The 22,756-nt window shown below is 69.9% G+C and carries 22 protein-coding genes and 1 pseudogene; 11 read left to right on the forward strand and 12 right to left on the reverse strand.

The window, feature by feature from the left end; genetic code table 11:
- The first annotated feature begins 440 nt into the window (after window positions 1–440).
- Window positions 441–1,430 (forward strand): MsnO8 family LLM class oxidoreductase, encoded by a 990-nt coding sequence (locus tag SSMG_RS10970; RefSeq protein ID WP_286156947.1) that lies wholly within the window; start codon window positions 441–443, stop codon window positions 1,428–1,430.
- Here SSMG_RS10970 and SSMG_RS10975 read toward each other — a convergent pair.
- On the reverse strand, window positions 1,427–2,083 hold the full coding sequence (locus SSMG_RS10975) for a maleylpyruvate isomerase N-terminal domain-containing protein (protein ID WP_009075668.1): 657 nt from the start codon (window positions 2,081–2,083) through the stop codon (window positions 1,427–1,429). The genes SSMG_RS10970 and SSMG_RS10975 overlap by 4 nt on opposite strands.
- Before the next feature lie 40 nt (window positions 2,084–2,123).
- A complete protein-coding gene (locus tag SSMG_RS10980; RefSeq protein ID WP_009075670.1) occupies window positions 2,124–3,716 on the reverse strand; it encodes a CdaR family transcriptional regulator in 1,593 nt (530 codons plus the stop codon).
- A 117-nt stretch (window positions 3,717–3,833) separates the two neighbouring features.
- On the opposite strand from SSMG_RS10980, the gene pruA reads away from it, so the two are divergent.
- On the forward strand, window positions 3,834–5,462 hold the full coding sequence (gene pruA / locus SSMG_RS10985; RefSeq protein WP_009075672.1) for an L-glutamate gamma-semialdehyde dehydrogenase: 1,629 nt from the start codon (window positions 3,834–3,836) through the stop codon (window positions 5,460–5,462).
- A gap of 15 nt (window positions 5,463–5,477) precedes the next feature.
- The gene (locus tag SSMG_RS10990) at window positions 5,478–6,407 is read left to right on the forward strand and encodes a proline dehydrogenase family protein (protein ID WP_009075674.1); all 930 of its coding nucleotides are present in this window, start codon (window positions 5,478–5,480) and stop codon (window positions 6,405–6,407) included.
- Between the two features lie 77 nt (window positions 6,408–6,484).
- On the opposite strand, the gene trxA is transcribed toward SSMG_RS10990, so the two are convergent.
- Window positions 6,485–6,856, reverse strand: coding sequence for a thioredoxin (trxA, locus tag SSMG_RS10995; RefSeq protein ID WP_009075676.1), 372 nt, complete (start codon window positions 6,854–6,856; stop codon window positions 6,485–6,487).
- A gap of 87 nt (window positions 6,857–6,943) precedes the next feature.
- On the opposite strand from trxA, the gene SSMG_RS11000 reads away from it, so the two are divergent.
- Together SSMG_RS11000 and SSMG_RS11005 are read left to right on the forward strand one after the other, a co-directional pair.
- Entirely contained in the window at window positions 6,944–7,183 is a 240-nt protein-coding gene (locus SSMG_RS11000) for a DUF2630 family protein (protein WP_037713308.1), read from the forward strand.
- A 74-nt stretch (window positions 7,184–7,257) separates the two neighbouring features.
- Window positions 7,258–7,845 carry a TetR/AcrR family transcriptional regulator gene (locus SSMG_RS11005; RefSeq protein ID WP_009075679.1) on the forward strand — a complete coding sequence of 196 codons (588 nt, stop codon included), beginning with the start codon at window positions 7,258–7,260 and terminating at the stop codon, window positions 7,843–7,845.
- A 323-nt stretch (window positions 7,846–8,168) separates the two neighbouring features.
- Here SSMG_RS11005 and SSMG_RS11010 read toward each other — a convergent pair whose 3' ends face one another.
- The 7 genes from SSMG_RS11010 to SSMG_RS11040 all read right to left on the reverse strand — a co-directional run bounded on the left by SSMG_RS11010 (window position 8,169) and on the right by SSMG_RS11040 (window position 13,289).
- Window positions 8,169–9,737: an alpha/beta hydrolase gene (locus SSMG_RS11010; RefSeq protein ID WP_078560741.1), complete on the reverse strand. Its 1,569-nt coding sequence runs from the start codon at window positions 9,735–9,737 to the stop codon at window positions 8,169–8,171.
- Between the two features lie 93 nt (window positions 9,738–9,830).
- Window positions 9,831–10,904, reverse strand: coding sequence for an ATP-dependent DNA ligase (locus SSMG_RS11015; protein ID WP_009075683.1), 1,074 nt, complete (start codon window positions 10,902–10,904; stop codon window positions 9,831–9,833).
- A gap of 26 nt (window positions 10,905–10,930) precedes the next feature.
- Window positions 10,931–11,530, reverse strand: coding sequence for an alkaline shock response membrane anchor protein AmaP (locus SSMG_RS11020; RefSeq protein WP_009075684.1), 600 nt, complete (start codon window positions 11,528–11,530; stop codon window positions 10,931–10,933).
- Window positions 11,527–12,063 (reverse strand): DUF6286 domain-containing protein, encoded by a 537-nt coding sequence (locus SSMG_RS11025; protein ID WP_037713311.1) that lies wholly within the window; start codon window positions 12,061–12,063, stop codon window positions 11,527–11,529. Before SSMG_RS11025 ends, SSMG_RS11020 begins: the two co-directional genes overlap by 4 nt.
- On the reverse strand, window positions 12,063–12,449 hold the full coding sequence (locus tag SSMG_RS11030; protein WP_009075689.1) for an Asp23/Gls24 family envelope stress response protein: 387 nt from the start codon (window positions 12,447–12,449) through the stop codon (window positions 12,063–12,065). The genes SSMG_RS11025 and SSMG_RS11030 overlap by 1 nt, the downstream gene beginning before the upstream one ends.
- Entirely contained in the window at window positions 12,446–12,622 is a 177-nt protein-coding gene (locus tag SSMG_RS44280) for a hypothetical protein (protein WP_009075692.1), read from the reverse strand. Before SSMG_RS44280 ends, SSMG_RS11030 begins: the two co-directional genes overlap by 4 nt.
- 211 nt (window positions 12,623–12,833) lie before the next feature.
- The gene (locus tag SSMG_RS11040; RefSeq protein WP_037713313.1) at window positions 12,834–13,289 is read right to left on the reverse strand and encodes an Asp23/Gls24 family envelope stress response protein; all 456 of its coding nucleotides are present in this window, start codon (window positions 13,287–13,289) and stop codon (window positions 12,834–12,836) included.
- A 1,135-nt stretch (window positions 13,290–14,424) separates the two neighbouring features.
- Between SSMG_RS11040 and zapE the strand changes: the two genes are divergently transcribed.
- Window positions 14,425–15,468 carry a cell division protein ZapE gene (gene zapE, locus SSMG_RS11045; RefSeq protein ID WP_009075695.1) on the forward strand — a complete coding sequence of 348 codons (1,044 nt, stop codon included), beginning with the start codon at window positions 14,425–14,427 and terminating at the stop codon, window positions 15,466–15,468.
- On the opposite strand, the gene SSMG_RS11050 is transcribed toward zapE, so the two are convergent.
- Entirely contained in the window at window positions 15,410–15,991 is a 582-nt protein-coding gene (locus tag SSMG_RS11050; protein ID WP_037713315.1) for a phosphatase PAP2 family protein, read from the reverse strand. The two genes, zapE and SSMG_RS11050, sit on opposite strands and share 59 nt — an antisense overlap.
- 76 nt (window positions 15,992–16,067) lie before the next feature.
- Between SSMG_RS11050 and SSMG_RS11055 the strand changes: the two genes are divergently transcribed.
- Both SSMG_RS11055 and SSMG_RS11060 read left to right on the forward strand, forming a co-directional pair.
- Complete coding sequence (locus tag SSMG_RS11055) at window positions 16,068–17,195, forward strand: EstA family serine hydrolase (protein ID WP_009075699.1); 1,128 nt, start codon at window positions 16,068–16,070, stop codon at window positions 17,193–17,195.
- 35 nt (window positions 17,196–17,230) lie between these two features.
- Entirely contained in the window at window positions 17,231–17,581 is a 351-nt protein-coding gene (locus tag SSMG_RS11060) for a hypothetical protein (RefSeq protein WP_009075700.1), read from the forward strand.
- A 346-nt stretch (window positions 17,582–17,927) separates the two neighbouring features.
- On the opposite strand, the gene rocD is transcribed toward SSMG_RS11060, so the two are convergent.
- Entirely contained in the window at window positions 17,928–19,166 is a 1,239-nt protein-coding gene (rocD, locus tag SSMG_RS11065; protein WP_009075701.1) for an ornithine--oxo-acid transaminase, read from the reverse strand.
- A gap of 182 nt (window positions 19,167–19,348) precedes the next feature.
- Here rocD and SSMG_RS11070 point away from each other — a divergent pair, with 182 nt between their 5' ends.
- The 3 genes and pseudogenes from SSMG_RS11070 to SSMG_RS11080 form a co-directional block, all read left to right on the forward strand.
- Window positions 19,349–20,203, forward strand: a complete 855-nt coding sequence (locus tag SSMG_RS11070; protein WP_009075703.1) for a polyphosphate--nucleotide phosphotransferase — start codon at window positions 19,349–19,351, stop codon at window positions 20,201–20,203.
- Between the two features lie 21 nt (window positions 20,204–20,224).
- Window positions 20,225–22,315: a S9 family peptidase gene (locus SSMG_RS11075; protein ID WP_009075705.1), complete on the forward strand. Its 2,091-nt coding sequence runs from the start codon at window positions 20,225–20,227 to the stop codon at window positions 22,313–22,315.
- A 96-nt stretch (window positions 22,316–22,411) separates the two neighbouring features.
- Window positions 22,412–22,756, forward strand: a pseudogene (locus SSMG_RS11080) (DDE-type integrase/transposase/recombinase); the annotation flags it as partial.

Consider the following 22,756-nt stretch of genomic DNA (forward strand, 5'->3'; position numbering starts at 1 on the left):
TATATATATATATATATATATATATATATATATATATATACATATATATATATATATATATATATATAGATATATATATATATATATACATATATATATATATATATATATATATATATATATATATATATATATATATATATATATATATAAACCCAGCGCCGTGTTTTCGGCTGTGTATCGGGGGCGGGGGAGTGTGGGTGCCTCGATGGTTTGGTGCATTGGCTGCGGGTGGGTGGTGGTGGGGCTTGCGCCCCAATGCCACATTGGGTGCGTCAGATGCGCCGAATGCCGCATTGGGTGCATCGCGCTGGCGAGCCGGGGCTCTTGCGGGAGGCTCTGTCCGTGAGGGGAACCCTGAGGGACTCAGAGTCCGTGAAGGTGGCCCTCACGGACGTCGGGGCGGGAATTCGGGCTTCGCGGGCGGCGTTGGCCTGAGCGTGGACGTACCGATTTCCGTGCTGGACCGGTCGCCCGTGCGGCGAGGGCGGGGGACCGCGCAGGCGATCCGGGACACTGTCGCGTTCGCGCGTGACATCGAAGCGCTCGGCTACCACCGGTTCTGGGTTTCCGAACATCACGGCGTGCCTGGCGTCGCGGGGTCGTCGCCTGCGGTGCTCGCGTCGGCCGTCGCGTCCGCGACCTCGCGTATCCGGGTCGGGTCCGGCGGCGTGATGTTGCCCAATCACCGGCCGCTCGTGGTCGCTGAGCAGTTCGGGATTCTGGAGTCCTTGTTCCCGGGGCGGATCGATCTCGGGATCGGGCGGTCGGTCGGCTTCATCGAGCCGGTGCGGCGGGCGCTCGGACAGGGCAAGGACGCGGCCGACGCCTTCGACAGCCAGGTTCGCGAGCTTCTCGCGTTCTTCCGGGGCGAGCACGACGGCGTCCACGCGATCCCGGCCGAAGGGTTGTCGGTGCCGGTGTTTCTGCTCGCGACCGGCGCGGGCGCGGATCTCGCTGCTGGGCTGGGGTTGCCGCTCGTGATCGCTCCGGCGCACGGCCGGCGGGCGATGGTGGAAGCGATTTCCCGCTACCGCGACACGTTCCGGTCCGATGTGGACGATCCCTATGTCGTCGTGTCGACAGCGGTCGCGGTGGCGGACACCGCGGAGGAAGCTCGGCGGCTGCTGGTGCCCGAGGCTTGGTCCACTGTGTACTCGCGCAGTCATGGCGTGTTCCCGCCGCTTTCGCCTGCGGACGAGATTTTGGCGCTGCCGATGACCGACCGGGAGCGTCGCCGGTTGGACGACACTCTGGCTGGGCAAATCAGCGGCACTCCGGACGAGGTCGGCGCACGCCTCGCGGACCTCGTCGCTTCGACTGGGGCGGACGAGCTGCTCATCAGCACCAGCACTTTCGACCCGGCCGCGCGCGTCGAATCGTTTGCCGCGCTTGCCGAATTGACTGCGGCGGAACAGCTGGCGGTCTAACCTAGGAGGAGCGGCAGCTTTTCCGCCAGCGGACCCAGCGCCGTCTTCTCCTCGTCGGTCGCGGCTCGGCGGCCGGTCGCTACCAGGAGCGCGCTCTGGTCGTCGAGCGACGACGGCAGCGGCGAACCCAGCACGGTCTCCACCGTCCGCCGGGTCGCGGCCAGGCATTCCGCGTCTGGACCGTCCACTTCGGACAGATGCCTGACCAGGTCAAGGTGATGCAACGTGGCTTCCACGACGTAGGTCTCGAAATAGTCCGCGACCGTCATTACGTAGTCGCGCGTTTCGACCTTCGCCGCCGGGTCCGCGAGCGCCGCGGCGCGTCCGGCGGCCTGGGCCAGGTCGTCGAAGTGGTGCGCAAGCCAGGCCGTGGAGCCGTAGCTGAGCGCCGCGCGGCGGGTGAACAGGCCCTCGTCGTTCATGCCGGTCGGCAGCTCCGTGCCGAGTTCCCAGTATTGGGCGGCGGTGTGCGTCGGCTCCCCTTCGGCGGGAGTCGCGAGCGTGATCAGGACGTCCTGCGCGTCGATGACCAGGTGGAACACCAGATCCTGCACCAGCCAGCCGGTACAGCCCGACGGGGCCAGCCACTGCCCGCCTTCCAGCGATTTGACGGCGTTCTGAATTCCGTTCCAGGAGCGGAAGAAGAGGTCCACGACGGCACCTTAGCGATCACGAACCCGCGCGGCATCCGGTTTACAGCCGCAGCAACAATTCAGTGAGCAAGCGCTGAGCCGGGTCGGTCAGGTCGATGCCGGACACTTCCGATGCCCGCCGCACGCGGTAGCGCACGGTGTTCGGGTGGATGTTCAGCGAGCGGGCGGCCGTGCGGACGTCGCCGAAAGCGTTCAGATACGCCAGCACCGCGGGGATCAGGATGTTGCCGTGATCGGCGTCGTGGGCGCGCAGGTCGGCGAGCCGCGGATCGCGCAATCGGGGCTGATCTCCCAGGTAGGCCAACACTTCCGACAACAGCACATCGGCTCGCACGTCGGCCAGCGACGCGACGTCGGACGGCCAATGCCCGCGCGTCATCGCCATCAGCACCCGGTCGGCATCGCCGCGCGACAACGCTGCGTCGGACAGGCTCGGCACAATCCCGCCGAGCGCGGCGCGGACCGGTGCGTCGAGGTGTTTCCGTGCCGCACCAACGATTTCCTTCGCCAGTGCCAGCACCGCGGCATCCGAATGTTCCGGCAGATCCGGCAGCAACGCGTAGACCCGTCCGCCGAGCACGCTCACGAGCGCGGTTCGCCGATAGGCCGCGGTGTGCACGGCGATCAGGTGCACCAATTCGGCCCGGCGCAGCAACCGGTCCGACGCGGCGGTCGACTGCTGCCGAGAGAGCGTGAACGCCAAAACCTGTGCTGGACGTGCTGGATCGGCGCCGATGTCGTCCGCGACGGACTCGGCGTCCACGCGTCCTTCCAGCAAACCGGCCAGCAAGTCCTCGCGCAGCCGGAGTTGCGGATCGGGCAGGGTTCGGGCGCGGATCAGTTGCGGGGCAAGCGTCCTGCTCGCGCCGAGCAGCGCCACCTCGGCTTGTTCGGTCAGCGGCTGCGCGCCTTCCTGCACCCAGATCGTGCCGAGCGGCTGCGAGCCAGCGTGGATTCCGGCAGCGATGCGGCGGCGAATTCCCAACTCTGGGCGTTCGTCCACACGCACGATTCCTTCACCGGCCCGCAATCGTTGGTAGACGCCCCATTCGCGGAGGATCGCGAGGTATCGTTCCGGCCCTTCGCGGCCCAGGATCGACAGCCGTCGCAGTTCGTCGACCTCGTCTCCGGCTCGTGAGTACGCCAGCACGCGGCTCGCGGTGTCCTCGATGCTGACCAAGCCGCCGGTGAGCGTCGCGACCGTCTGGGCCAGGGCGAACAGGTCGCCAAGCACCTCGCCGGTTTCCGCTTCGCCGCCTGCCCGGGCCGCGTCGACCACGCCGCGCGCCAGCGCCTCGACCTGCTCCCACCGTGCCTCCGCGCCGACGGTGAGCAGCGCGACGCCAGCGTCCGCCGCGACGTCCGTGCCGCCTTCGCCCTTCACCGCCACCGCGGCCGCTCCTGCGCGCCCGGCCGCCCGGATCGCCGCGGCCGCCGACCGGCCCCGCGCGCCGATCACCAGGACCAGGTCGCCGGGGTGCGTATCGGGCGGGTCCTCGGGGTCGAGGATCACCACGTCCTGCACCGGAACGCCCAGGCCGCGCGGTGCGACGAGCACCCGTACGAGCGGTTCGCCGAGCGTCGCGAGCACGTGCCGCAGCGAGGCGCCGGCGAACGGTTCGGCGGTCGTCATCGCGTAGGCCGATCGGACAAAACCATATGGGCGATTCTAGCCGCTCGAACAAACCCCTGAACGTCTCGCGGCGTTATCTTTCGGGCAACCGACGAGTAAGCCAACGAGGGAGCCGCCGTGGACGCCGTGACCCAGACCCCCGCCCCGAAGAACGAGCCGGTGCTGACGTACGCGCCGGGCAGCGCCGAGCGCGCCGAGCTGGAGGGTGCGCTGAAGAAACTGGGTCAGGCCGGTCCCGTCGACCTGACGGTCACCGTCGGCGGCGAACAGCGCGCCGGCGGCGGCGAGAAGATCGACGTTGTCCAGCCGCACAACCACAGCCACGTTCTCGGCACCATCCAGAGCGCCACGCAGCAGGACGCGACTGACGCGATCGCTGCCGCCGCGAAGGCTGCTCCGGAGTGGCGCGCGCTGTCTTACGACGACCGCGCGGCGATCCTGCTGCGCGCTGCCGACCTGCTGAGCGGCCCGTGGCGCGCGACGTTGAACGCGGCGACCATGCTCGGCCAGTCGAAGACCGCGACGCAGGCTGAGATCGACTCCGCGTGCGAGCTCGCCGACTTCTGGCGCTTCAACGTCGCGTTCGGCCGCAGCATCCTCGACCAGCAGCCGGTCAGCTCGCCGGGCGTGTGGAACCGGATGGAGCACCGTCCGCTCGAGGGCTTCGTGTACGCGATCACGCCCTTCAACTTCACCGCCATCGCCGGCAACCTGCCCACCGCGCCCGCCCTGATGGGCAACACCGTGCTGTGGAAGCCGTCGCCGACGCAGAGCTTCGCCGCGCACCTGACCATGCGGCTGCTCGAAGAGGCCGGCATGCCGCCGGGCGTGATCAACCTGCTGCCGGGCGACGGCAAGGCCGTCTCCGAGGTCGCGCTGACGCACCGCGACCTGGCGGGCATCCACTTCACCGGCTCCACCGCGACCTTCCAGCACCTGTGGGGCACTGTCGGCGCGAACATCGCTGGCTACCGCAGCTACCCGCGTCTCGTCGGCGAGACCGGCGGCAAGGACTTCGTGCTCGCGCACTCGTCGGCCGACATTGACGTGCTTCGCACCGCGCTTGTCCGCGGTGCCTTCGAGTACCAGGGCCAGAAGTGCTCTGCCGCTTCGCGTGCGTACGTGCCGCGCAGCGTCTGGGAGCAGCTGAAGGACGGCCTTGCGTCCGAGACCGCCGCGCTCAGCTACGGCGACGTCACCGACCTGTCGCACTTCGGTGGTGCGGTGATCGACCGTCGTGCCTTCGACAAGCACGCCTCGCTTTTCGAGCGCGTTAAGAACGACAGCGAGGTCGAGATCCTCGTCGGTGGCACCGCGGACGACAGCGTTGGCTACTTCGTACAGCCGACCGTCCTCGTGTCGACGAACCCGAAGCACGAGATCTTCAGCACCGAGTACTTCGGCCCGATCCTGTCGGTGTACGTGTACGAAGACGCTGAGTTCGACTCCGTGCTGCAGCTGGTCGACGAGACCGCTTCGTACGCCCTGACCGGTGCCGTCATCGCGAACGACCGCGCGGCCGTCGCGAAGGCTTCGCAGGCGCTGCGGTTCGCCGCGGGCAACTTCTACGTCAACGACAAGCCGACCGGCGCCGTCGTCGGCCAGCAGCCGTTCGGCGGGGCGCGCGCCTCCGGCACGAACGACAAGGCCGGTTCGGTCTTCAACCTGCTCCGCTGGACGAGCCCCCGCTCGATCAAGGAGACGTTCGTGCCGCCGACCTCCGTGCGCTACCCGCACCAGGGCTGAGAAGGAGACACCGCCATGCTGCGTGCCCCGTTGCTCGCCGCCGCTCGTTCGCAGCGGATGCGTGCGCTGATCGAAGCGGTACCGGTCACCCGGTCCGTAGTGCGCCGGTTCGTGTCCGGCTCGGCTACCGCCGACGCCGTGCGCGCCGCACGGGAACTGGCCGCCGACGGCCGGAAGATCACCATCGACCACCTCGGCGAAGACACCACCGACGCCGCACAGGCCACCGCCACCGTGCAGGCGTACGAGGAGTTGCTGACGGCGCTGTCCGAACAGGGCCTCGCCAAGGGCGCGGACGTCTCGGTGAAGCTGTCCGCGGTCGGGCAGTTCCTGCCGGGCGACGGCGAAGGCGTCGCGCTCGAGAACGCGCGGAAGATCTGCGCGGCGGCCGACGCGGTCGGCGCGACGGTGACGCTCGACATGGAGGACCACACCACCACGGACTCGACGCTCGGCATCCTCCGCGAGCTGCGCGCCGAGTACCCGTGGGTGGGCGCGGTGCTGCAGGCCTACCTGCGCCGCACCGAGCAGGACTGCCGCGAGCTGTCCGGCCCCGGATCGCGCGTGCGGCTGTGCAAGGGCGCTTACGCCGAGCCGGAATCGGTGGCATTCCAGGACAAGGCCGAGGTGGACAAGTCCTACGTGCGCTGCCTGCGCGTGCTGATGGCCGGACAGGGCTACCCGATGGTGGCCTCGCACGACCCGCGGATCATCGCGATCGCGGGCAAGCTCGCGGCGGACGCCGGCCGCACGTCCAGCGACCACGAGTACCAGATGCTGTACGGCATCCGGCCCGAGGAGCAGAAGCGGCTCGCCAGTGAAGGCGAGACGATGCGCGTGTACGTGCCCTGCGGCGACGAGTGGTACGGCTACTTCATGCGACGGCTGGCCGAGCGGCCGGCGAACCTCGCGTTCTTCCTGCGCGGGCTCGTCACCCGGTCCTGAACGACTGCGAAGGCCCGGCACCCTGGTGGGTGCCGGGCCTTCGTGTTTCCCCGGTTGGTGCGCCTGCGGTGGCTGGCTCAGGCCTGCTCGGCTTCTTGCGCGGCGGCGGCCTTGCGCACCTCGTCCATGTCGACCTCGCGGGCCTGGCGGATGAGGTCTTCCAGCGCGGCTTCGGGAAGCGCGCCGGGCTGGGAGTAGATGAGGGTCTTGTCGCGGATCACGGCGAGCGTCGGGATCGAGCGGATGTTGAACGCGGCGGCGAGCTGCTGCTCGGCTTCGGTGTCCACCTTCGTGAAGGTGATGTCGCTGTGCTTTTCCGAGGCCTTCTCGAACACCGGTGCGAACTGGCGGCACGGGCCGCACCAGCTCGCCCAGAAGTCGATCAGCACGAACTCGTTGTCGGTCACGGTCTGGTCGAAGTTGTCCGCGGTCAGTTCCACTGTGCTCATAGGTCGTCCAACGAACGAACGGGGTGGGGAATTCCCCGCGGCGGGGTAGCGTCCTGGTGAGTGTCCGATGCTTCCTTGGAGGTTGATGTGGCTGACGGGATCTTGGGACGGATCGACGAGCTGATCGCGGAGGAGAAAGAACTGCGCGACCGGGCGATCGGGGTCGGGCTGTCCTCGGACGACCGCGAGCGGTTGCGCCGGGCCGAAGAGGAGCTCGACCAGTGCTGGGACCTGCTGCGGCAGCGCCGGGCCCGGGTCGAGTTCGACGACGATCCGGACGAGGCCTCGGTCCGCTCGGTGCGCGAGGTCGAGGGCTACCGGCAGTAGCCGCGCGACGCGAGCAAAGGCTAACTGTTAGCTTTTGGTAATCGGCCAGGTTTTGTGGCTGATAGCATTCGCGGATGACTGAGCCGTCCGGGCGGCGCGAGCGCAAGAAGGCCGCGACCCGCCGGAAGATCGCCGACACCGCGCTCCGGCTGTTTCTCGAGCGCGGGTACGACGAGGTCGGCATCCGGGACATCGCGGCCGAGGCCGACGTCGCCGTGACCACGGTCTTTTCGCATTTCGCCTCGAAGGAGGCGCTGGTCTTCGAGCAGGACTCGAATTTCGAGGAGAGCCTGCGGGGAGCGGTCGAGCGGCGGGCGTCGGAGGAGTCGCTGATCCCGGCGTTGCGGGAGGAGATCCAGGCGCTGGTGCGGCACTGCACCGCGGACAGCGTCGCGCCGGTCTGGCGGATGATCGACGGGTCGCCCGCGCTGCGGGAATACGAGGAATCGATGCGGCTGCGGCACGCGGAGTCGCTGGCCGCGGCGATGGCGGCCGACCCCGGTCTCGGGCGGACGCCGACGGCGTGCCGGGCGATCGCGCGGTTCGTGGTCGACGCGTATTCGGTGGCTCGCGAGGCGGCTGATCCGGAGGCCGCGGTGGACGAGGTCTTCCGGATGATCGAGGCGGCTTGGGCGGCGGCCAGTCCTGCTGTGTCGCGTTAGGACAGTCCTTGCCCGGTCGCGAGTGTGGTTCCGGCTGCGAGTGGCGGAATTCGGTGCGCTGGCGGGGTTTTCGGCACTCCCGGTGAGATCGTCGGTACCGTGTGGGGGAGCGGATTCCGCTGGGTCGAGTGATGCGCTCTCGAACAGGTGTTCGAGATACTGGACGGGTGTTCGAGACGACTTCGGCGGGGCAGCCCCGGTTCCGCCACCTCAGACCTCAGCGGGGATTGCTCGGCCGGCTCAGTCGGCTGGTGCACGGCGGATGGCGGCGCTGCCTCGGCGAGAGGGAACCGTGCGCTGCACCGCGCAGTGGTTGCCAGCCCCTAGGCGGGGCAGAGAGTGCCGTTGTCCGGGATCTTGCCGTCGATCAGGAAGGACTGCGCGGCGGCAGTGACGCAGGAGGACTGGCCGACCGCGCCGTGCGCGACACCCTGCCACGTGATCGTCACAGCGCTGGGCATCTGGTCGGCGGCCCGGGTGGTGCCGACCTGCGGCGTCACCGGGTCGGTCGCGGTGGCGGCCACGAGAATAGGCGGGGCGCCGGGCGCACCGGCGGGAGGCAGCGCCTCGCGGCGGACCGGCCACGCGCCACACCACGCGAGTTCCTGCGCGACGGCTGCGCCGAACTGCGGGTATTTCGCGCGCATTCCCGCCGCGGCGCGGTCCAGCTGATCGGCGGGCAGCCGCGTGGTCGAGTCGTTGCATCGGGTCGCGATGGTGCCGCCGATGCGCGAGGTGCGGCCGCGGACGTCCGCGACGATCGGATTCGCGAAGCCGGCCAGCGCGGTGACGTCGCCGTTCTTGGCGGCGTTCAGCGCGTCGGCGAGGGCAGGCCAGTTCGAACGGTCGGCAAGTCCTTGGTACACCGCGTAAGTCGCCACGCCCGGGCTCATCGTCACGCCGTCGTCAGTGTCCACAGGGGACGTACGGAGCCGGTCGGTCACGGTCTTCAGCGCGACCTTCGCGTCGCCCATCGGGCAGTTGCGGGCGGCGCAGTCCGCGGAGAAGGCGTCGAACGTCGACTGGGCGCCAGCGGCCACCGCGTCGAGCACAGCCGCCCGGTCGGCGCCCGGGTCCGGAACGCCGTCCAGCACCATGCGGCCGACCTGCGCCGGATAACGCACCGCGTACTCCGAAAGCACCTTCGAACCGTCCCCGCGGCCGAGCGCGTTCAGCCGGTCCAGTCCGAGTTGCTTGCGCAGCTGGTCGAGGTCCCCGGCGGTGCGCCAGCTGTCCAGTGCGGTCTGCGCGGTGTCGAGGTCGAGCGCGCACTGCTGACCGGCCCGGCGCGCCGCGTCGAGCACCTCGCCGAGGCCGCCCTGCGCCGGGTCCGCGCCCAGCAGGTCGGAACGCACCTCGAGCGGCACGCACTGCACTCCGCCCGAAAGCCCGGTGCCGCGCCGGTCCACGCCGATCAGCGAGAACTTCTTGAGGAACTCCGGCGGAAGCCGGGTCGCGAGGCGCGCGGCGAACAGCGAGCCCGGCTCGCCGCCGACGTCGTTGACCACCACGAGCGGGATCGGGCCGTCGCCTGCCTTGAGCACGAGGATGCGGGCGAGCAGATGCTGCGAGTCCTCGGGTGCGTCGAGCGGGGAGGTCATGCGCGCACAGCTGACGTGCAGCGAATCGGGCAGCGCGGGAGCGGCCATCCGCTGCCGGGTGTCCGCGTCGCAGTTGGCCCACCGGAGAGAGGACTTCTTGGGCTCGGCCAGCGGCGGCAACGGCACCGCGGCGGTGCTCGGGGGCGGCGCGGTGGTGGCGCGTCCGTCGTTGTCGATCACCGCCGGCCGCACCGAGGGTCCGCTGGTGCACCCGGCCACCAGGAGAGCTCCCAGCGTCGCCGCCACCAGCCGGGCGCGCGTACGGAAACGGCTGGGGGAACGGCGGTGCACGGGCTGGTCCTCACGTCTGCTCGGCGGAACTCTCGGACGAGCTTGGCACGCCTGGTGTGGGAAGCCAGTGAGCGGGTCCTGCGGCGTGTCCGGTCAGCGGGTGCGCACGACCTCGCCCCGGAACACCGCCGACAGGTCGTACCGGGCCGGCTCGTCCAGTTGCGAGTAGCCGCACGACGACGGCTCCCGGTCCGGCCGCCAGCGCGCGAACTGAGCGGTGTGGCGGAAGCGCGACGGATAGCCGCCCTCCGTGTGCTCGTACGAGACCTCCACCACGCGCTCCAGCCGCAGCGGCACCCACGGCTGTTCCTTCGACCGCCAGCGCGTGATGCCGCCCGGGATTCGCTGCCCCTCGCGGACCGCATCGCCCAGCCACGGATGTCCTTCGCCGTCCGTGATCAACGGAGCCAGCTCCTGCGCCAGCTCGCGGCGGCGCGCGGCCGGGAACGAACCGACCACGCCGACGTGGTGCAGCAGCCCGTTCTCGTCGTACAAGCCCAGCAGGAACGAGCCGACCGCCTCGCCCGGTGCGCCGTCCACGTGCCAGCGCAGGCCGGCCAGCACGCAGTCCGCGGTGCGGGAATGCTTGTACTTGAACAAAATCCGCTTCCCCGGCGAATACGGCTCGTCCAGTGGTTTGCCGATCACGCCGTCCAGTCCGGCTCCTTCGAACAGCTCGAACCAGTGCCGCGCGGTCTCCGGATCGGTCGTCGCCGGGGTCAGCGCGATGCCCGGCAGAGACTCGAGCCGTTCGCGCCGCGCCGACGTCGGCTCGTCCACGAACGACTCGTCTCCCAACGCGAGCACGTCGAAAGCCACGAACTGCGCGGGCGACTGCTCGGCGAGCAGCTGGACCCGGCTGTCGGCCGGGTGGATGCGCTCGGTCAGCGCGTCGAAGTCGAGCTTGCTGTCGCGGGCCACCACGAGTTCGCCGTCGAGCACGACCCGCTCCGGCAAGGATTCCCGCAGCGCGGCGAGAACTTCCGGGAAATACCGGTTCAGCGGTTTCTCCGCGCGCGACTGCAGGGTGATCTCGTCGCCGTCGCGGAAAACCAGGCAGCGGAATCCGTCCCACTTCGGCTCGAACAGCAGGCCGCCGGAATCGGGGATGGCTTTCGCCGGCTTCGCCAGCATGGGCTTGATCGGTGCCTGCACAGGGAGGGCCATGCGGGCATTCTGTGCGAAACGCGGGATCAGCGCACGCGTGCCGAGCCGGTCGTGTCGAGTTCGAGCCGCACCGCGGTCGGCAGCTTCTCGACGCCGAGCGAGTCCCTGGCCCGGGTCAGTACGTACGCGTCGAGGTCTTCCCACACCCGGCGGACTTCCGTGCCCTCGGCCAGCCAGAGCGTGATCCGCAACGCCGGTTCGGCCACCGTGCCCACCGACCGGACGCGAGCCCGGGTGACCCCGTCAACGCTTTCCGCGTCCGTTTGCACGGCCCCGGCGAGCGCTCCCGCCGTGACGGTCAGCTCCGCACCGAGCGTCTCGTCGAGCTTCAGGTCCGGACGGCGTTCCGGGCGCAGCGAACGGAAAAACCACCACAGCCCCAACACGAGCAGCAGCACCCCGAGCACCACCGCGCCGATCCTCGCGTACAGCGCGTGGTCGCGCAGCCAGCCGACCGCGATCGGGTCGAGCACCGGCCGGTGCCCGCGGAACTGCCCGAGCCAGCCCATGCCGACCACCAGCGCCCCGGCGCCGGCCAGCACACCGAGCACGCCGACCAAGGAGGTCAGCGTGCGTTCGGCACCGTACGAACGGCCTTGCGCGCGACGCGCCGCGGATGCGCTCATGACCGGTCCTTCGGAGAGTCGACGACTACGGACACCTTCGGACGACGCTGCAGCGGGAGGTCGTCCAGCACTCCCGCGACGGTCTCCAACAACCGCGGCCGCAGCTGTTCCTCGGTTTCCAACCGGCTTGTCGCGCGCACGCGCACCCGGCGGGAGCTGGCCGTCACGGACGCGCCGCGCACGTTGTCCTCCGCGCGCACCGCCAGCCCGATCAACCGCGCGAGCGCTCGGGGCGAGGTGTTCACCGTGATGCCGTCAGCGGGATCGGTCATCCGCACCGCGCGGTCTCCCGCACCGAGTGCCAGCAACAGGAGCACAAGTCCGGCGAGCAAGGCGATCCCGGCGGTGATCCGTACCGGTGTGCTGGTCCAGTCCAGCTCGGCGATCGCGGCCTTCCAGCGCGGCCACGGCACGAGCAGCGGGGCCTTGTCCGGCTGCCACCAGGACCAGCCGACCTCGAGCGCCAGCAACGCGCCGCCGGCCGCGACGGCCAAACCGAGCAGCGTGGACAGAAGACGGACGAGGACGCGCATCATCGCACCCTCGGCGGCACGTCCGGCAACAACGCGGTGACCGTCACTGCCACCGAACGCACGTGATAGGAGGTGATGCGTTCGACCTCTTCGACGACCTTGGCGCGCACCTGGCCGGTCACTTCCCGCACCGGTGCCGGATACCGCAACGCGAGATCGAGGGACAGTTCGACGTCGTTGTCCGAACCGCCGACCTTCGCGGACGCGCCGGACATCCCGGTGCTGACTCCCGCGACGCGGCGCTCGGTGCGCATCGTCCCGGGAACCTGGTCGGCGGCGTGCTGCGCGACCTTGCGCACCACGGCATGGGCGATGGTCAGCGAACCGCGCTCGGCGGGTTCCGGAAGGTCGCTGCGGGACGGCCCTGCCTCGACCGTCCGGGTCACTTGTCTCGGCCCTTCCCGAACAGGTCGCCGAGGTCGAGTTCGCCGTCGAGGACCCGGCCGACCACGAGCCCGATGATGCCGACCGCGAAGGTCACCAGGAAAGCGGTGAACCCTTGCGTGGCGGCCAGGCCGAGAATCAGCCCGGCGAGGATCCCGGTCTGCGTAGCGTTCAACGTGCGCCCTCCTGGGATTGTGCGTGCTGCGCGGGTGAGGTGATGCCTGCTCTGACGTGCTGCGTTATTCGGTTCTGGCCGGTGGTTTCGCCGCCGCTAAGCCCTTCCGCGGCGGGTTCAGCGGCCCGGTCCGGCTAACGGCGGTGCCCCTTCGGCCAGAGCTGGTCCGGTCGAAGCGCTGCTTGCGCCAGAGGCCCCGACCGGTCACCGGTCACTCGACCCGGCTCGACTCGGGCTCGTCCTCTTCGCCGGGCAGGTGGACGTCGTTGACCGCGATGTTGACCTCGATCACCTCCAGCCCGGTGATCTGCTCGACCGCGGTGATGACGTTGCGCCGCACGTCGCGGGCAACTTCCGCGATCCGCGCGCCGTATTCGACGACGACGTCGAGATCGATCGCGGCCTGCTTCTCGCCGACCTCGACCGAGACGCCCGCGGTGGAGGTCGCGCCGGAGCCCGGGATCCGGTCCCGGATGGCCCCGATCGCCCGCGACACCCCGCCGCCGAGCGCGTGCACCCCGGCGACCTCGCGCGTCGAGAGCACCGCGATCTTCTGCACGACCAGCGACGAGATCGTGGTGCGCCCAGCGGTGTCCGTCTGGTCGGCCGCCGCCAACGCGGCAGACGGAACAGCGGCAGGCACATCGGGCCGGTTGGCGCTCGGCATGGTTCCTCGCTCCCTGTATGCGGACATGGCCCGTCCAGTGTCACCGCGAGCAGCCCGCGGCGCCGGAGACGTGCCCGTCCGAACGACCTCCCGACCGGGCGAAAACGCACGCGACATCCCTCGAATGGGTGAGTCGACCGCGCGCTGACACCCTCTGCGGCAGCTCGGCGGCCTCGACCTGCTGACGGCCTCGGCCCCGCGCGACGGCCGTCGGGGGACCGGCGCTGCTGGTCCGCACGCCTATGCTCGGCACCGCCCGTGCCGGGCCAGCGGCGCAGGCCTGGGACAGCGGCACCGGCTGGCCGTCGCTCGCCGCTCGCCGGGTCGGGGCGAAGCTTCGATCGAGTGCCGTCGTGCTGGGCGCTGTCCGTTCGCGCCGGGCCGGTGGCTCACGTCGATCCAGTGCTGTACTCCTGGGTGCCCTCCGTTCGCATCGGGCCGGTGACCCACGTTGATCGAGTGCCGTCGTGCCGGGCGGATTTGCTCGCAACGGACCGGTCGTGCGGCTCGGTCGAGTGCTGTGCTGCCGGAGCGAACTCCTTCGCCACTCGCCCGGCCCGGGCGGCCATGCCCAGCGGGGCTATTCCGTCGCTCGCCCGGGACCGTTCGTGCAACTAGATCCAGCGCTGTGCTGCCGGTGCGAGGTGTTTCGTTGTCCGGGCTGATCGGGCCATGAGGCGCGGCCAGTCGCGCCAGGTCCAGCCGAGCCACTTTCGCTGCTCGTCTGGGACGGCTCGGCCGGATGCTGTGGTGGCGATGCGAGCTGCGTCATCGTTTGTGCCGGTTGGGTCATGGCGCCCGGCCTGTGCCGCCGGGTCCGGCCCTCGCATGGGCGGGCATGGTCGGGTGTCGTGGTGCCGGTGACAGATGCTTCGCTCTCGCCGAGGTCGGAACACGCGGTCCGGTCCAGTGCCGCAGTGTCGCTTCGCGGCGCGGGCCACCGGGTCAGCGCGGCGAGCCAGACCAGGCACCGGTGCGTCTGACCAGCTCCGCAGCCCGGTGACAGTCGCCACACGCGTCCCGGCTGGCTCGCCCCTGCGTAGGCCGAAGTGGGCTCCGACCGGGGGATTTGCCGCTCGCGGCTCGGTTGAGGCGCGCCGGAGGGGCCGGGGTCGTCCGGATAGGCTCTCCGACCATGCCCGCAGCTGCGCTGACCGACCGGTTTCCCGAGCTTGGGGCCGACGAGCTGATCGCGTCCCTCGTGCCGCCGCCGCGGTTTGGCGAGGCTCGGTTTTCCACTTACCTGCCGAACCCGGACGAGCCCAGCCAGGCGGCCGCGGTCGAGGCGTGTTCTGCGTTCGCTTCGCGGATCGGCGCGGCCAAGGCCAAGAAGTCCCGGCTGCGGTCGCTTTTCGGCGGCGGCGCGGCGATTCCGGACGGGCCGATGGGGCTTTACCTCGACGGCGGCTTCGGCGTCGGCAAGACCCACCTGCTCGCCTCGACCTGGCACGAGACTCCGGGGCCCAAGGCGTACGGGACGTTCGTCGAGCTGACGCACCTCGTCGGCGCGCTCGGGTTCGCGAACGCGGTGGCGCGGCTTTCGGAACACCGGCTGCTGGCGATCGACGAGTTCGAGCTCGACGATCCCGGCGACACGACGTTGGTCAGCCGGTTGCTGCAGGAGCTCACCGACGCGGGCGTCTACGTCGCGGCGACTTCCAACACTCTCCCGGACAAGCTCGGCGAGGGGCGGTTCGCGGCGGAGGACTTCCTGCGCGAGATCCAGGCGTTGTCACGGCGGTTCGGCGTCGTGCGCGTCGACGGGCCGGACTACCGGCACCGCGGGCTGCCGGATGCTCCGCCGCCGGTCAGCGACGACGAGATCGACGCCTCCGCGGCCGCGCACGAAGGGTCCACTGTGGACGAATTCGGGGCGTTGACGAAGCATCTCGAGCGGCTGCACCCCTCGCGGTACGGGAAGCTGCTCGACGGGGTGCGGCGGGTGCATCTCAAGCACGTCGCGCCGGTGCCGGACCAGATGGTCGGGCTGCGGCTGGTCGCGCTAGCGGACCGGCTGTACGACCGGGCGATTCCGGTGGTCGTGTCCGGCGTGCCGCTCCCGGAACTGTTCGGCGAGGAGATGCTGAACGGCGGTTACCGCAAGAAGTACCTGCGGGCGATCAGCCGGCTGACGGCTCTCGCGCGCGACGCGGTGACAGCGCCGCCCGCGTCGCGGTGACCACGGCCGGGGCGAAGCAGACGCCGCCGGCGATGTCGGTGAGGTAGTGGTAGCCAAGGCCGATCATGCCGACGGCTGCGCAGCAGACCAGCAGTACGCCGACCGCAACGGCGACAGCCTTGAACCGGACCAGCAGCACCACGACGGTGAGCACGGCTACCAGGCTGACCGTGTGGCCGCTCGGGTAGACGAGCGTGCCGCCTTTCCAGCGGTCGAAAGCCGGTTTCAGCGCCCAGCTGTTCAGTGCGATGGCGACGAACGGGCCTGCCACCGCTAGCAGCGCGTCGAGGCGATTGCGTCGGTAGAGGCAGATTCCGGCGATGACGACGACGGCCGGGATCAGCACGTACGGCTCGGTCGGCAGCACCAGCGTGTTGAGCAATCCCGGGCGAAGCGTCGAGGCAGACCTCTCGGCCCATTGGTCCACTGTGCCCGGTGCGTAGGGCGCGACGAGCAGTCCCAACACAAGCGTGGCGAGCGCGCAGAGCGCGGCGAAGAGGGCGAGAGCCCGCCTGGCGGTCACGGAGCGAAGCCTAGTCACATTCATGGCGCGGCGCGGGTCCTCCTTTCGACACTGACGATCGGAGGGACAGGAACCAATGGGGGACATCCACGGGACCGTCGCGGACGGGTTCGAGACAGTCCGCGACGAGTTCGCCACGGCGGCCGCGACGAATGCGGGCGTGCAGCTGGCGGTTCGCGTACAGGGGCGGCTGGTGGTCGATCTCTGGGCGGGTGACGTCACGGGCGAGACGTTGACCGGCGTCTACTCGTCGACCAAGGGGGCGACCACGCTGGTGGTGGCGTTGCTCGTGCAGGACGGCGTGCTGGACCTGGACGAGCCGGTCGCGCGCCACTGGCCGGAGTTCGCCGCCGCGGGCAAGAGCGGGATCACGGTCCGGGACGTGCTGTGCCACCGTTCCGGCGTGATCGGGGCGGACGGCGGGCTGTCCGCTGAGGAACTTGCGGACGACCGGGTGATCGCGCGACGGCTGGCTGCGCAGCGGCCGTTCTGGCGGCCGGGATCTGCGTACGGGTACAGCGGATTCGCCGGGTTCTCGGTCGTCGCCGAGGTGGTGCGGCGGGTCACCGGGCAGTCCGTGCAGGAGCATTACGAGACGCGGATCCGGGAACCGTACGGCCTGGACCTGTACCTCGGGCTGCCCGAGCAGGAGGAACACCGGTACCGCGAGGTGCTGGCGGGGGAGGCGAGCGCGGCGGAACTCGCGGCGTTCCAGGCGTACGTGCCGAGTCCGCACAGCCTGGGCGGCATCGGCTACGGGCTCGATTCGACGCCCCCGCTCGACCAGGTGGCGTTCGTCAACACCCGCCGGGTGCGGGCGCTCGGGCAGGTTTCCGCTGGCGGCGTCGGCAGCGCGCGGGGGCTGGCTGGGCTGTACGCGGCCGCGGCGTCCGGTTTGGACGGACGGCCGCCGCTGCTCGAACCGGAAACGCTCGGCGAGTTCGCGATGCTCCATTCCACCGGCCGCGACCTCGTGACCGGCGACGCGGGCCAGTACGCGCTCGGGTTTCAGGCGAAGGGGTTGCGGTATCCGTTCCTCAGCGCGAATGCGTTCGGGCACAACGGATCCGCCGGTTCCGAGTCCTTCGTGGACCCGCGCAGCGGCATCGCGTTCGGGTACACGCGGCGGCAGTTCTCCGCGACGTGGTCCTATCCGGAACACGACCGGCTGGCCGCGGCGGTCCACGTGGCGGCCAGCCGGTGAAAGCCCGGTAACCGCCGTGATGCGATGCTTGTCCCATGTCGCTGTTCTCGCGCCGTCCGGCCGAAACCCCGTCCGGCCCGTTCCGCTTCCGGATCGCCGGGATCTACCAGATCCCGACGCGCGGAATCGTGGTCACCGGCACGGTCGTCGACGGCACCGTCCAGGTCGGCGCGAACGCTGTGGTGCAACTGCCCGGCGGCGGCCGCCAGGTCGTGGTGAAGAGGATCGAAACGGCGGGTCGCAAGCGGCAGTCCGCGGAAGCCGGTGCCGAGGCCGGGCTTTACCTGTCCGGCCTCAGCACCGCCGACATTCCGACCGTCCCGCGAGGCGACAGCCGGCAGCAGGACAACGACGCGCTGAGCGGCGTCGAAGTGACGTCGGCCTGAGAGCTCCGGCACGGGGAGTGCAGTAGACACCGTTGTGCTCAAGGCACAGGACCGCGGAGGTCACTGGCGATCCGGTTCCTGCGGCTGGTGTACGCAGTCGTATCCCGGCGTGGACGGAGCGGCCGTGGCTAGCCGGGCTCGTCGGCGAAGAACACACGCCGGAACCTGAAGCGCGGCAAGGGAATGCCCTCGGACGGCTGGCGACGACAGTCGTGCGCACATCGAAGCGCCGTTCACGTCGAGGTGCCCAGCCCTCGCCGAGCCACTTCGGACCGGACGGGCCGACGGTCGCGGTGATGCCCACCCGGCGCCCGCCGCCCGGAAACGGCGGTCGCCGGGCAGGAGGTCAGCCGCGCACGACCTGGGCGATCGCGTCGATGCCGCGGTCCAGTTCGGCTTCGGTGATCACCAGCGGCGGCGCGACGCGCAACGTGCGGTCGTGCGTTTCCTTGCACAGCACGCCCAACTCGGCCAGCGCCTCGGAAGCCGCCCGCCCGGTCGGACCGCCGGGCGCGATGTCGACGCCCGCCCACAGACCGCGTCCGCGCACCTCCGAAACGCCGTCGCCGACCAGCTTCGCCAAGCGCTCGTGCAGGTGCGCGCCGAGTTCGGTGGACCGCTTCTGGTATTCGCCGGTCTGCAGCAGCCGCACCACGGCCCGGCCGACCGCGCACGCCAGTGGGTTGCCGCCGAAGGTCGAGCCGTGTTGGCCCGGCTTCAGCACGCCCAGCACGTCGCGGCTGCCGACCACCGCCGACACCGGGACGATGCCGCCGCCGAGAGCCTTGCCCAGCGTGTACAGGTCCGCGCGGACGCCTTCGTGCTCCAGGGCCAGCACAGTGCCGGTGCGCGCGAGACCGGACTGGATCTCGTCGGCGATCATCAGCACGTTGTTCTCGTCGCACAGTCGCCGTACGGCGGCGAAGAACCCTTCAGGGGGTACGACGACGCCTGCCTCTCCCTGGATCGGCTCCATCAGCACGGCCGCCGTACGCGGCGTGATGGCCGCCTTCAACGCTTCCGCGTCGCCGTACGGCACCTGGACGAAGCCCGGCGTGAAGGGACCGTAGTCGGCGCGCGCGGTTTCGTCGTCGGAGAACGAGACGATGGTGGTGGTGCGGCCGTGGAAGTTCGACGCCGCGACCACGATCTCCGCGGTACCCGCCGGAACGCCCTTGACCTGGTACGCCCACTTGCGCGCGACCTTCACCGCGGACTCCACGGCCTCGGCCCCGGAGTTCATCGGAAGCACCATTTCGGTGCCGGTCAGCTCGGCCAGTTCGCGGCAGAACAGGCCCAGCTGGTCGTGGTGGAACGCGCGGGAGGTGAGCGTGACGCGGCCCAGCTGCTCGGTGGCGGCGGCGATCAGCTCGGGGTTGCGGTGGCCGAAGTTGAGCGCGGAGTAGCCGGCCAGGAAGTCCAGATAGGACTTGCCGGCCACGTCGGTCACCGAAGCGCCCTCGGCTTCGGCGATCACGACCGGCAGCGGATGGTAGTTGTGCGTGCTCCATCGCTCGTCGAGCGCGATGAAGCCGTCGGTGGAGGTGGGACGCGCGGTGCCGGCAGGCTGGACGGACGCTGTCATGCGTTCAGGCTAGAGGCCGTTCGCGGGGAGTTCAGCCGGGAAACGTTGCTTTCCCTCGTCGTTCGTTGCGCAATCGAGGGGGTGGACCAGCGATTCGCTGCGTCGCACGCTCGACCGAGGAGACCCGCCGGACGCACGAGAGATCCCCGGCGATCGGCGGCCGGTCCGGTTATCGTCCCGGGATGGCGAAGAAGCAGCAGAACGGAAACCGGGTCCGCGACGCGCTCCGGGCGCGCGACGAGCTGCCGGACCCGGCTTCGTCGCCGGTGGGGCCGGAAAAGAAGGCGAAGGGCGGCAAGAAGCTCGAGTCCGCCGGGGAGCAGCTCGCCGGGTTGCAGGAAGCGCTGTACGCGGAGGGCATCGGCGGCGGCCACCGCAGCGTGCTGTTGGTGTTGCAGGGCATGGACACCTCCGGCAAAGGCGGCACCGTCGGGCACGTGCTCGGGCTCGTGAACCCGATGGGCGTGCAGTACGCCGGGTTCAAGAAGCCGACGGCCGCCGAACTCAGGCACGACTTCCTGTGGCGCATCCGCAAGAAGCTCCCGTCGCCGGGCCACCTCGGGGTGTTCGACCGCTCGCATTACGAGGACGTGCTCGTGCCGCGCGTGCTCGGCCAGCTGTCCGCGACGGAGCGGCGGCAGCGCTACGCGCAGATCAACGCGTTCGAAAAGGAGCTGACCGACAACGGCACCGCCGTGGTGAAGGTGTTCCTGCACATCTCGCCGGAGGAACAGCTCCGCCGGCTCACCGCGCGGCTGGACCGGCCGGAGAAGCGCTGGAAGTTCGACCCGTCGGACATCGACGCGCGCCGGCAGTGGCCCGCGTATCAGAAGGCTTACGCCGACGTGCTGAAGCGCACGTCGACCGAGCACGCTCCGTGGTACGTGGTGCCCGCCGACCGCAAGTGGTACCGGAACTGGGCGGTCGCCGAGCTGCTGGTCGAGACGCTGACCGAGATGGACCCGCAGTTCCCGGAGCCGACCTACGACGTCGACGAACAACGGGCCGCGCTGCACGGTGTTGGCGCGCCCGCCTGATCATCTGAAAGAGTGCTGGTCGTGACCGATTTCGCACTCGACGACGTTCCGTTCCTCCGCCAGCAGGCCCGCACCCAGCGGTTCACTCTCGGCGCGCCCAAGCAGTTCCGGGTCGCCCCGGACGGTTCGCGGGTGCTGTTCCTGCGCAGCGCCACCGGCACCGATCCGCGGCACAGCCTGTGGTCGTTCGACCTCGCGACCGGTGAGGAGACGAAGCTGATCGACGCCGCCGAACTGGTGTCCGGCGACGAGGACCTGCCGCCGGAGGAGCGGGCGCGCCGCGAACGGGCTCGCGAGACCGGCGGCGGCGTGGTGGCCTTCGGAGTCGACGACGCGTTCACCGTCGTCACGTTCACGCTGTCGGGCAAGCTGTACACGCTCGACCTCGCGAGCGGCGAGACGCGCGTCCTGGTCGACGGGTCCGTCATCGATCCGCGGCCGAACCCGACCGGCACGCACGTCGCGTACGTACGCGAGCGTCGCCTGCACATGATCGAGCTGGCGACCGGCGAGGACCGCGTGCTCGTCGGCGAGGACGACGAGCACGTCACCTGGGGTCTCGCGGAGTTCATCGCGGGCGAGGAGATGGACCGCACGCGCGGCTACTGGTGGGCGCCGGACGGCCGCAGCGTGCTCGTGGAGCGCGCGGACCGCGGTCCGGTGCCGCGCTGGACGATCGGCGACCCGGCGAACCCGCAGCAGCCGGCGAACGTCGTGGCGTACCCGTCGGCGGGCTCGCCGAACGCGGAGGTGTCGCTGGCCGTGCTGGGCCTCGACGGCAGCCGCGTCGATGTCGAAAAGGGCGACTGGGAGTACCTGGTCACCGTGCACTGGTCGGCAGGCGGACAGCCGCTGCTGGCCGTGCAGCCGCGCGATCAGAAGCGGCTCACCGTGCTGGCGCTGGACCCCTCGGACGGTTCGGTCGCCGAGGTGCACACCGAGACCGACGAGCACTGGGTCGAGATCTACCAGGGCGTGCCCGCGTGGACCGCGGACGGCAAGCTGGTGGTCGAAAGCGCGGCAGACGGCGATCACCGGCTCCTCGTGGACGGCAAAGCGGTGACGCCGCCGGGCATGCAGCTGCGGATGGTGCTGCACGTCGGCGACGAGATCCTGTTCACCGCCTCGGAAGACGACCCGACGCAGATCCACCTGTACCGCACCGAAGGCGGCGCGGTCCGCCGACTGTCCACAACGGACGGCGTGCACGTCGGTGCGGGCAGCGCGGCTCTTGCGGTGCTTTCCTCGTGGAGCCTCGACCACAGCGGTCCGAAGGTGACCGTGCTGCGGGACGGCGTCGAGGCGGGTTCGATCGAATCGTCCACTGTGGACCCGGAGGTCGTGCCGAACCTGACCTGGTTGACCCTCGGCGAACGCCGGCTGCGTGCGGCTTTGGTGCTGCCGCGCGGATACGAGCCCGCCGAGAGCAAGCTGCCCGTGCTGCTCGACCCGTACGGAGGTCCGCACGCGCAGCGGGTTCTCCAGAGCCGCAACGCTTTCCTCACCCCGCAATGGCTCGCCGACCAGGGTTTCGCCGTGCTGGTCGTGGACGGTCGCGGGTCGCCCGGCCGCGGCCCGGCGTGGGAGAAGGAGATCGCGGGCAAGCTCGCCGACGTCACGCTCGCCGACCAGGTCGACGCCCTCCACGCGGCCGCCGAGGCGTACCCCGAGCTGGACCTCGAACGGGTCGCGATCCGCGGCTGGTCCTACGGCGGCTACCTGTCCGCGCTCGCCGTGCTGCGGCGGCCGGACGTGTTCCACGCGGCGGTCGCGGGAGCGCCGGTCACCGACTGGTCGCTGTACGACACCCACTACACCGAGCGCTACCTCGGCAAGCCGGACGAAGAACCGGAAAGCTACGAGCACAACTCGCTCATCGCGAGCGCCGGTTCGCTCGAACGGGCGCTGCTGATCGTGCACGGCCTGGCCGACGACAACGTCTTCCCGGCACACGCGCTGCGGCTTTCCTCGGCGCTGCTGGCGAAGGGCCGCGCGCACGGCTTCCTGCCGCTCGCGGGCGCGACACACATGACGCCGCAGGCCGAGGAGGTAGCGGAGAACCTCATGCGCACCCAAGTCGAGTGGATCCACCGCGAACTGAGCTGTATTTGATTGCGCCGGCTCCGCCGTCGCGGCGGGATCGCCTTTAAGTCGGCGTGTCGTCGACGAGGGCGTCCTGACCTCGGTCGCGGACGCCAACATCGGGTCAACCGGGAAGGCGTTCGGGCGGGCCGGGGCCGGGTGGAACGACTGATGCGCGCGATGGGCTTGGCCGGCGCGGTCCGCGGGAAGAAGGTGCGCACCACGGTGTCCGATCCCGGCGGTGCCCGCGCCGCGGACCTGGTGAGCCGCCAGTTCACGGCAGGTGCACCGAATCGGTTGCGGGTAGCGGACTTCACCTACGTCGCGACCTGGGCAGGCACCGTCTACGTCGCGTTCGCGATCGATGTGTTCTCCCGCAGGATCGTCGGCTGGCGCGTGAGCATGTCCAAGGAAACCGACCTCGTGCTCGACGCGATCGAGCAGGGACTGCGTCATCGGGACTACCGATGG

Origin of the sequence: Streptomyces sp. AA4, assembly GCF_000158875.1 — a bacterium.
GTDB lineage: Bacteria > Actinomycetota > Actinomycetes > Mycobacteriales > Pseudonocardiaceae > Amycolatopsis.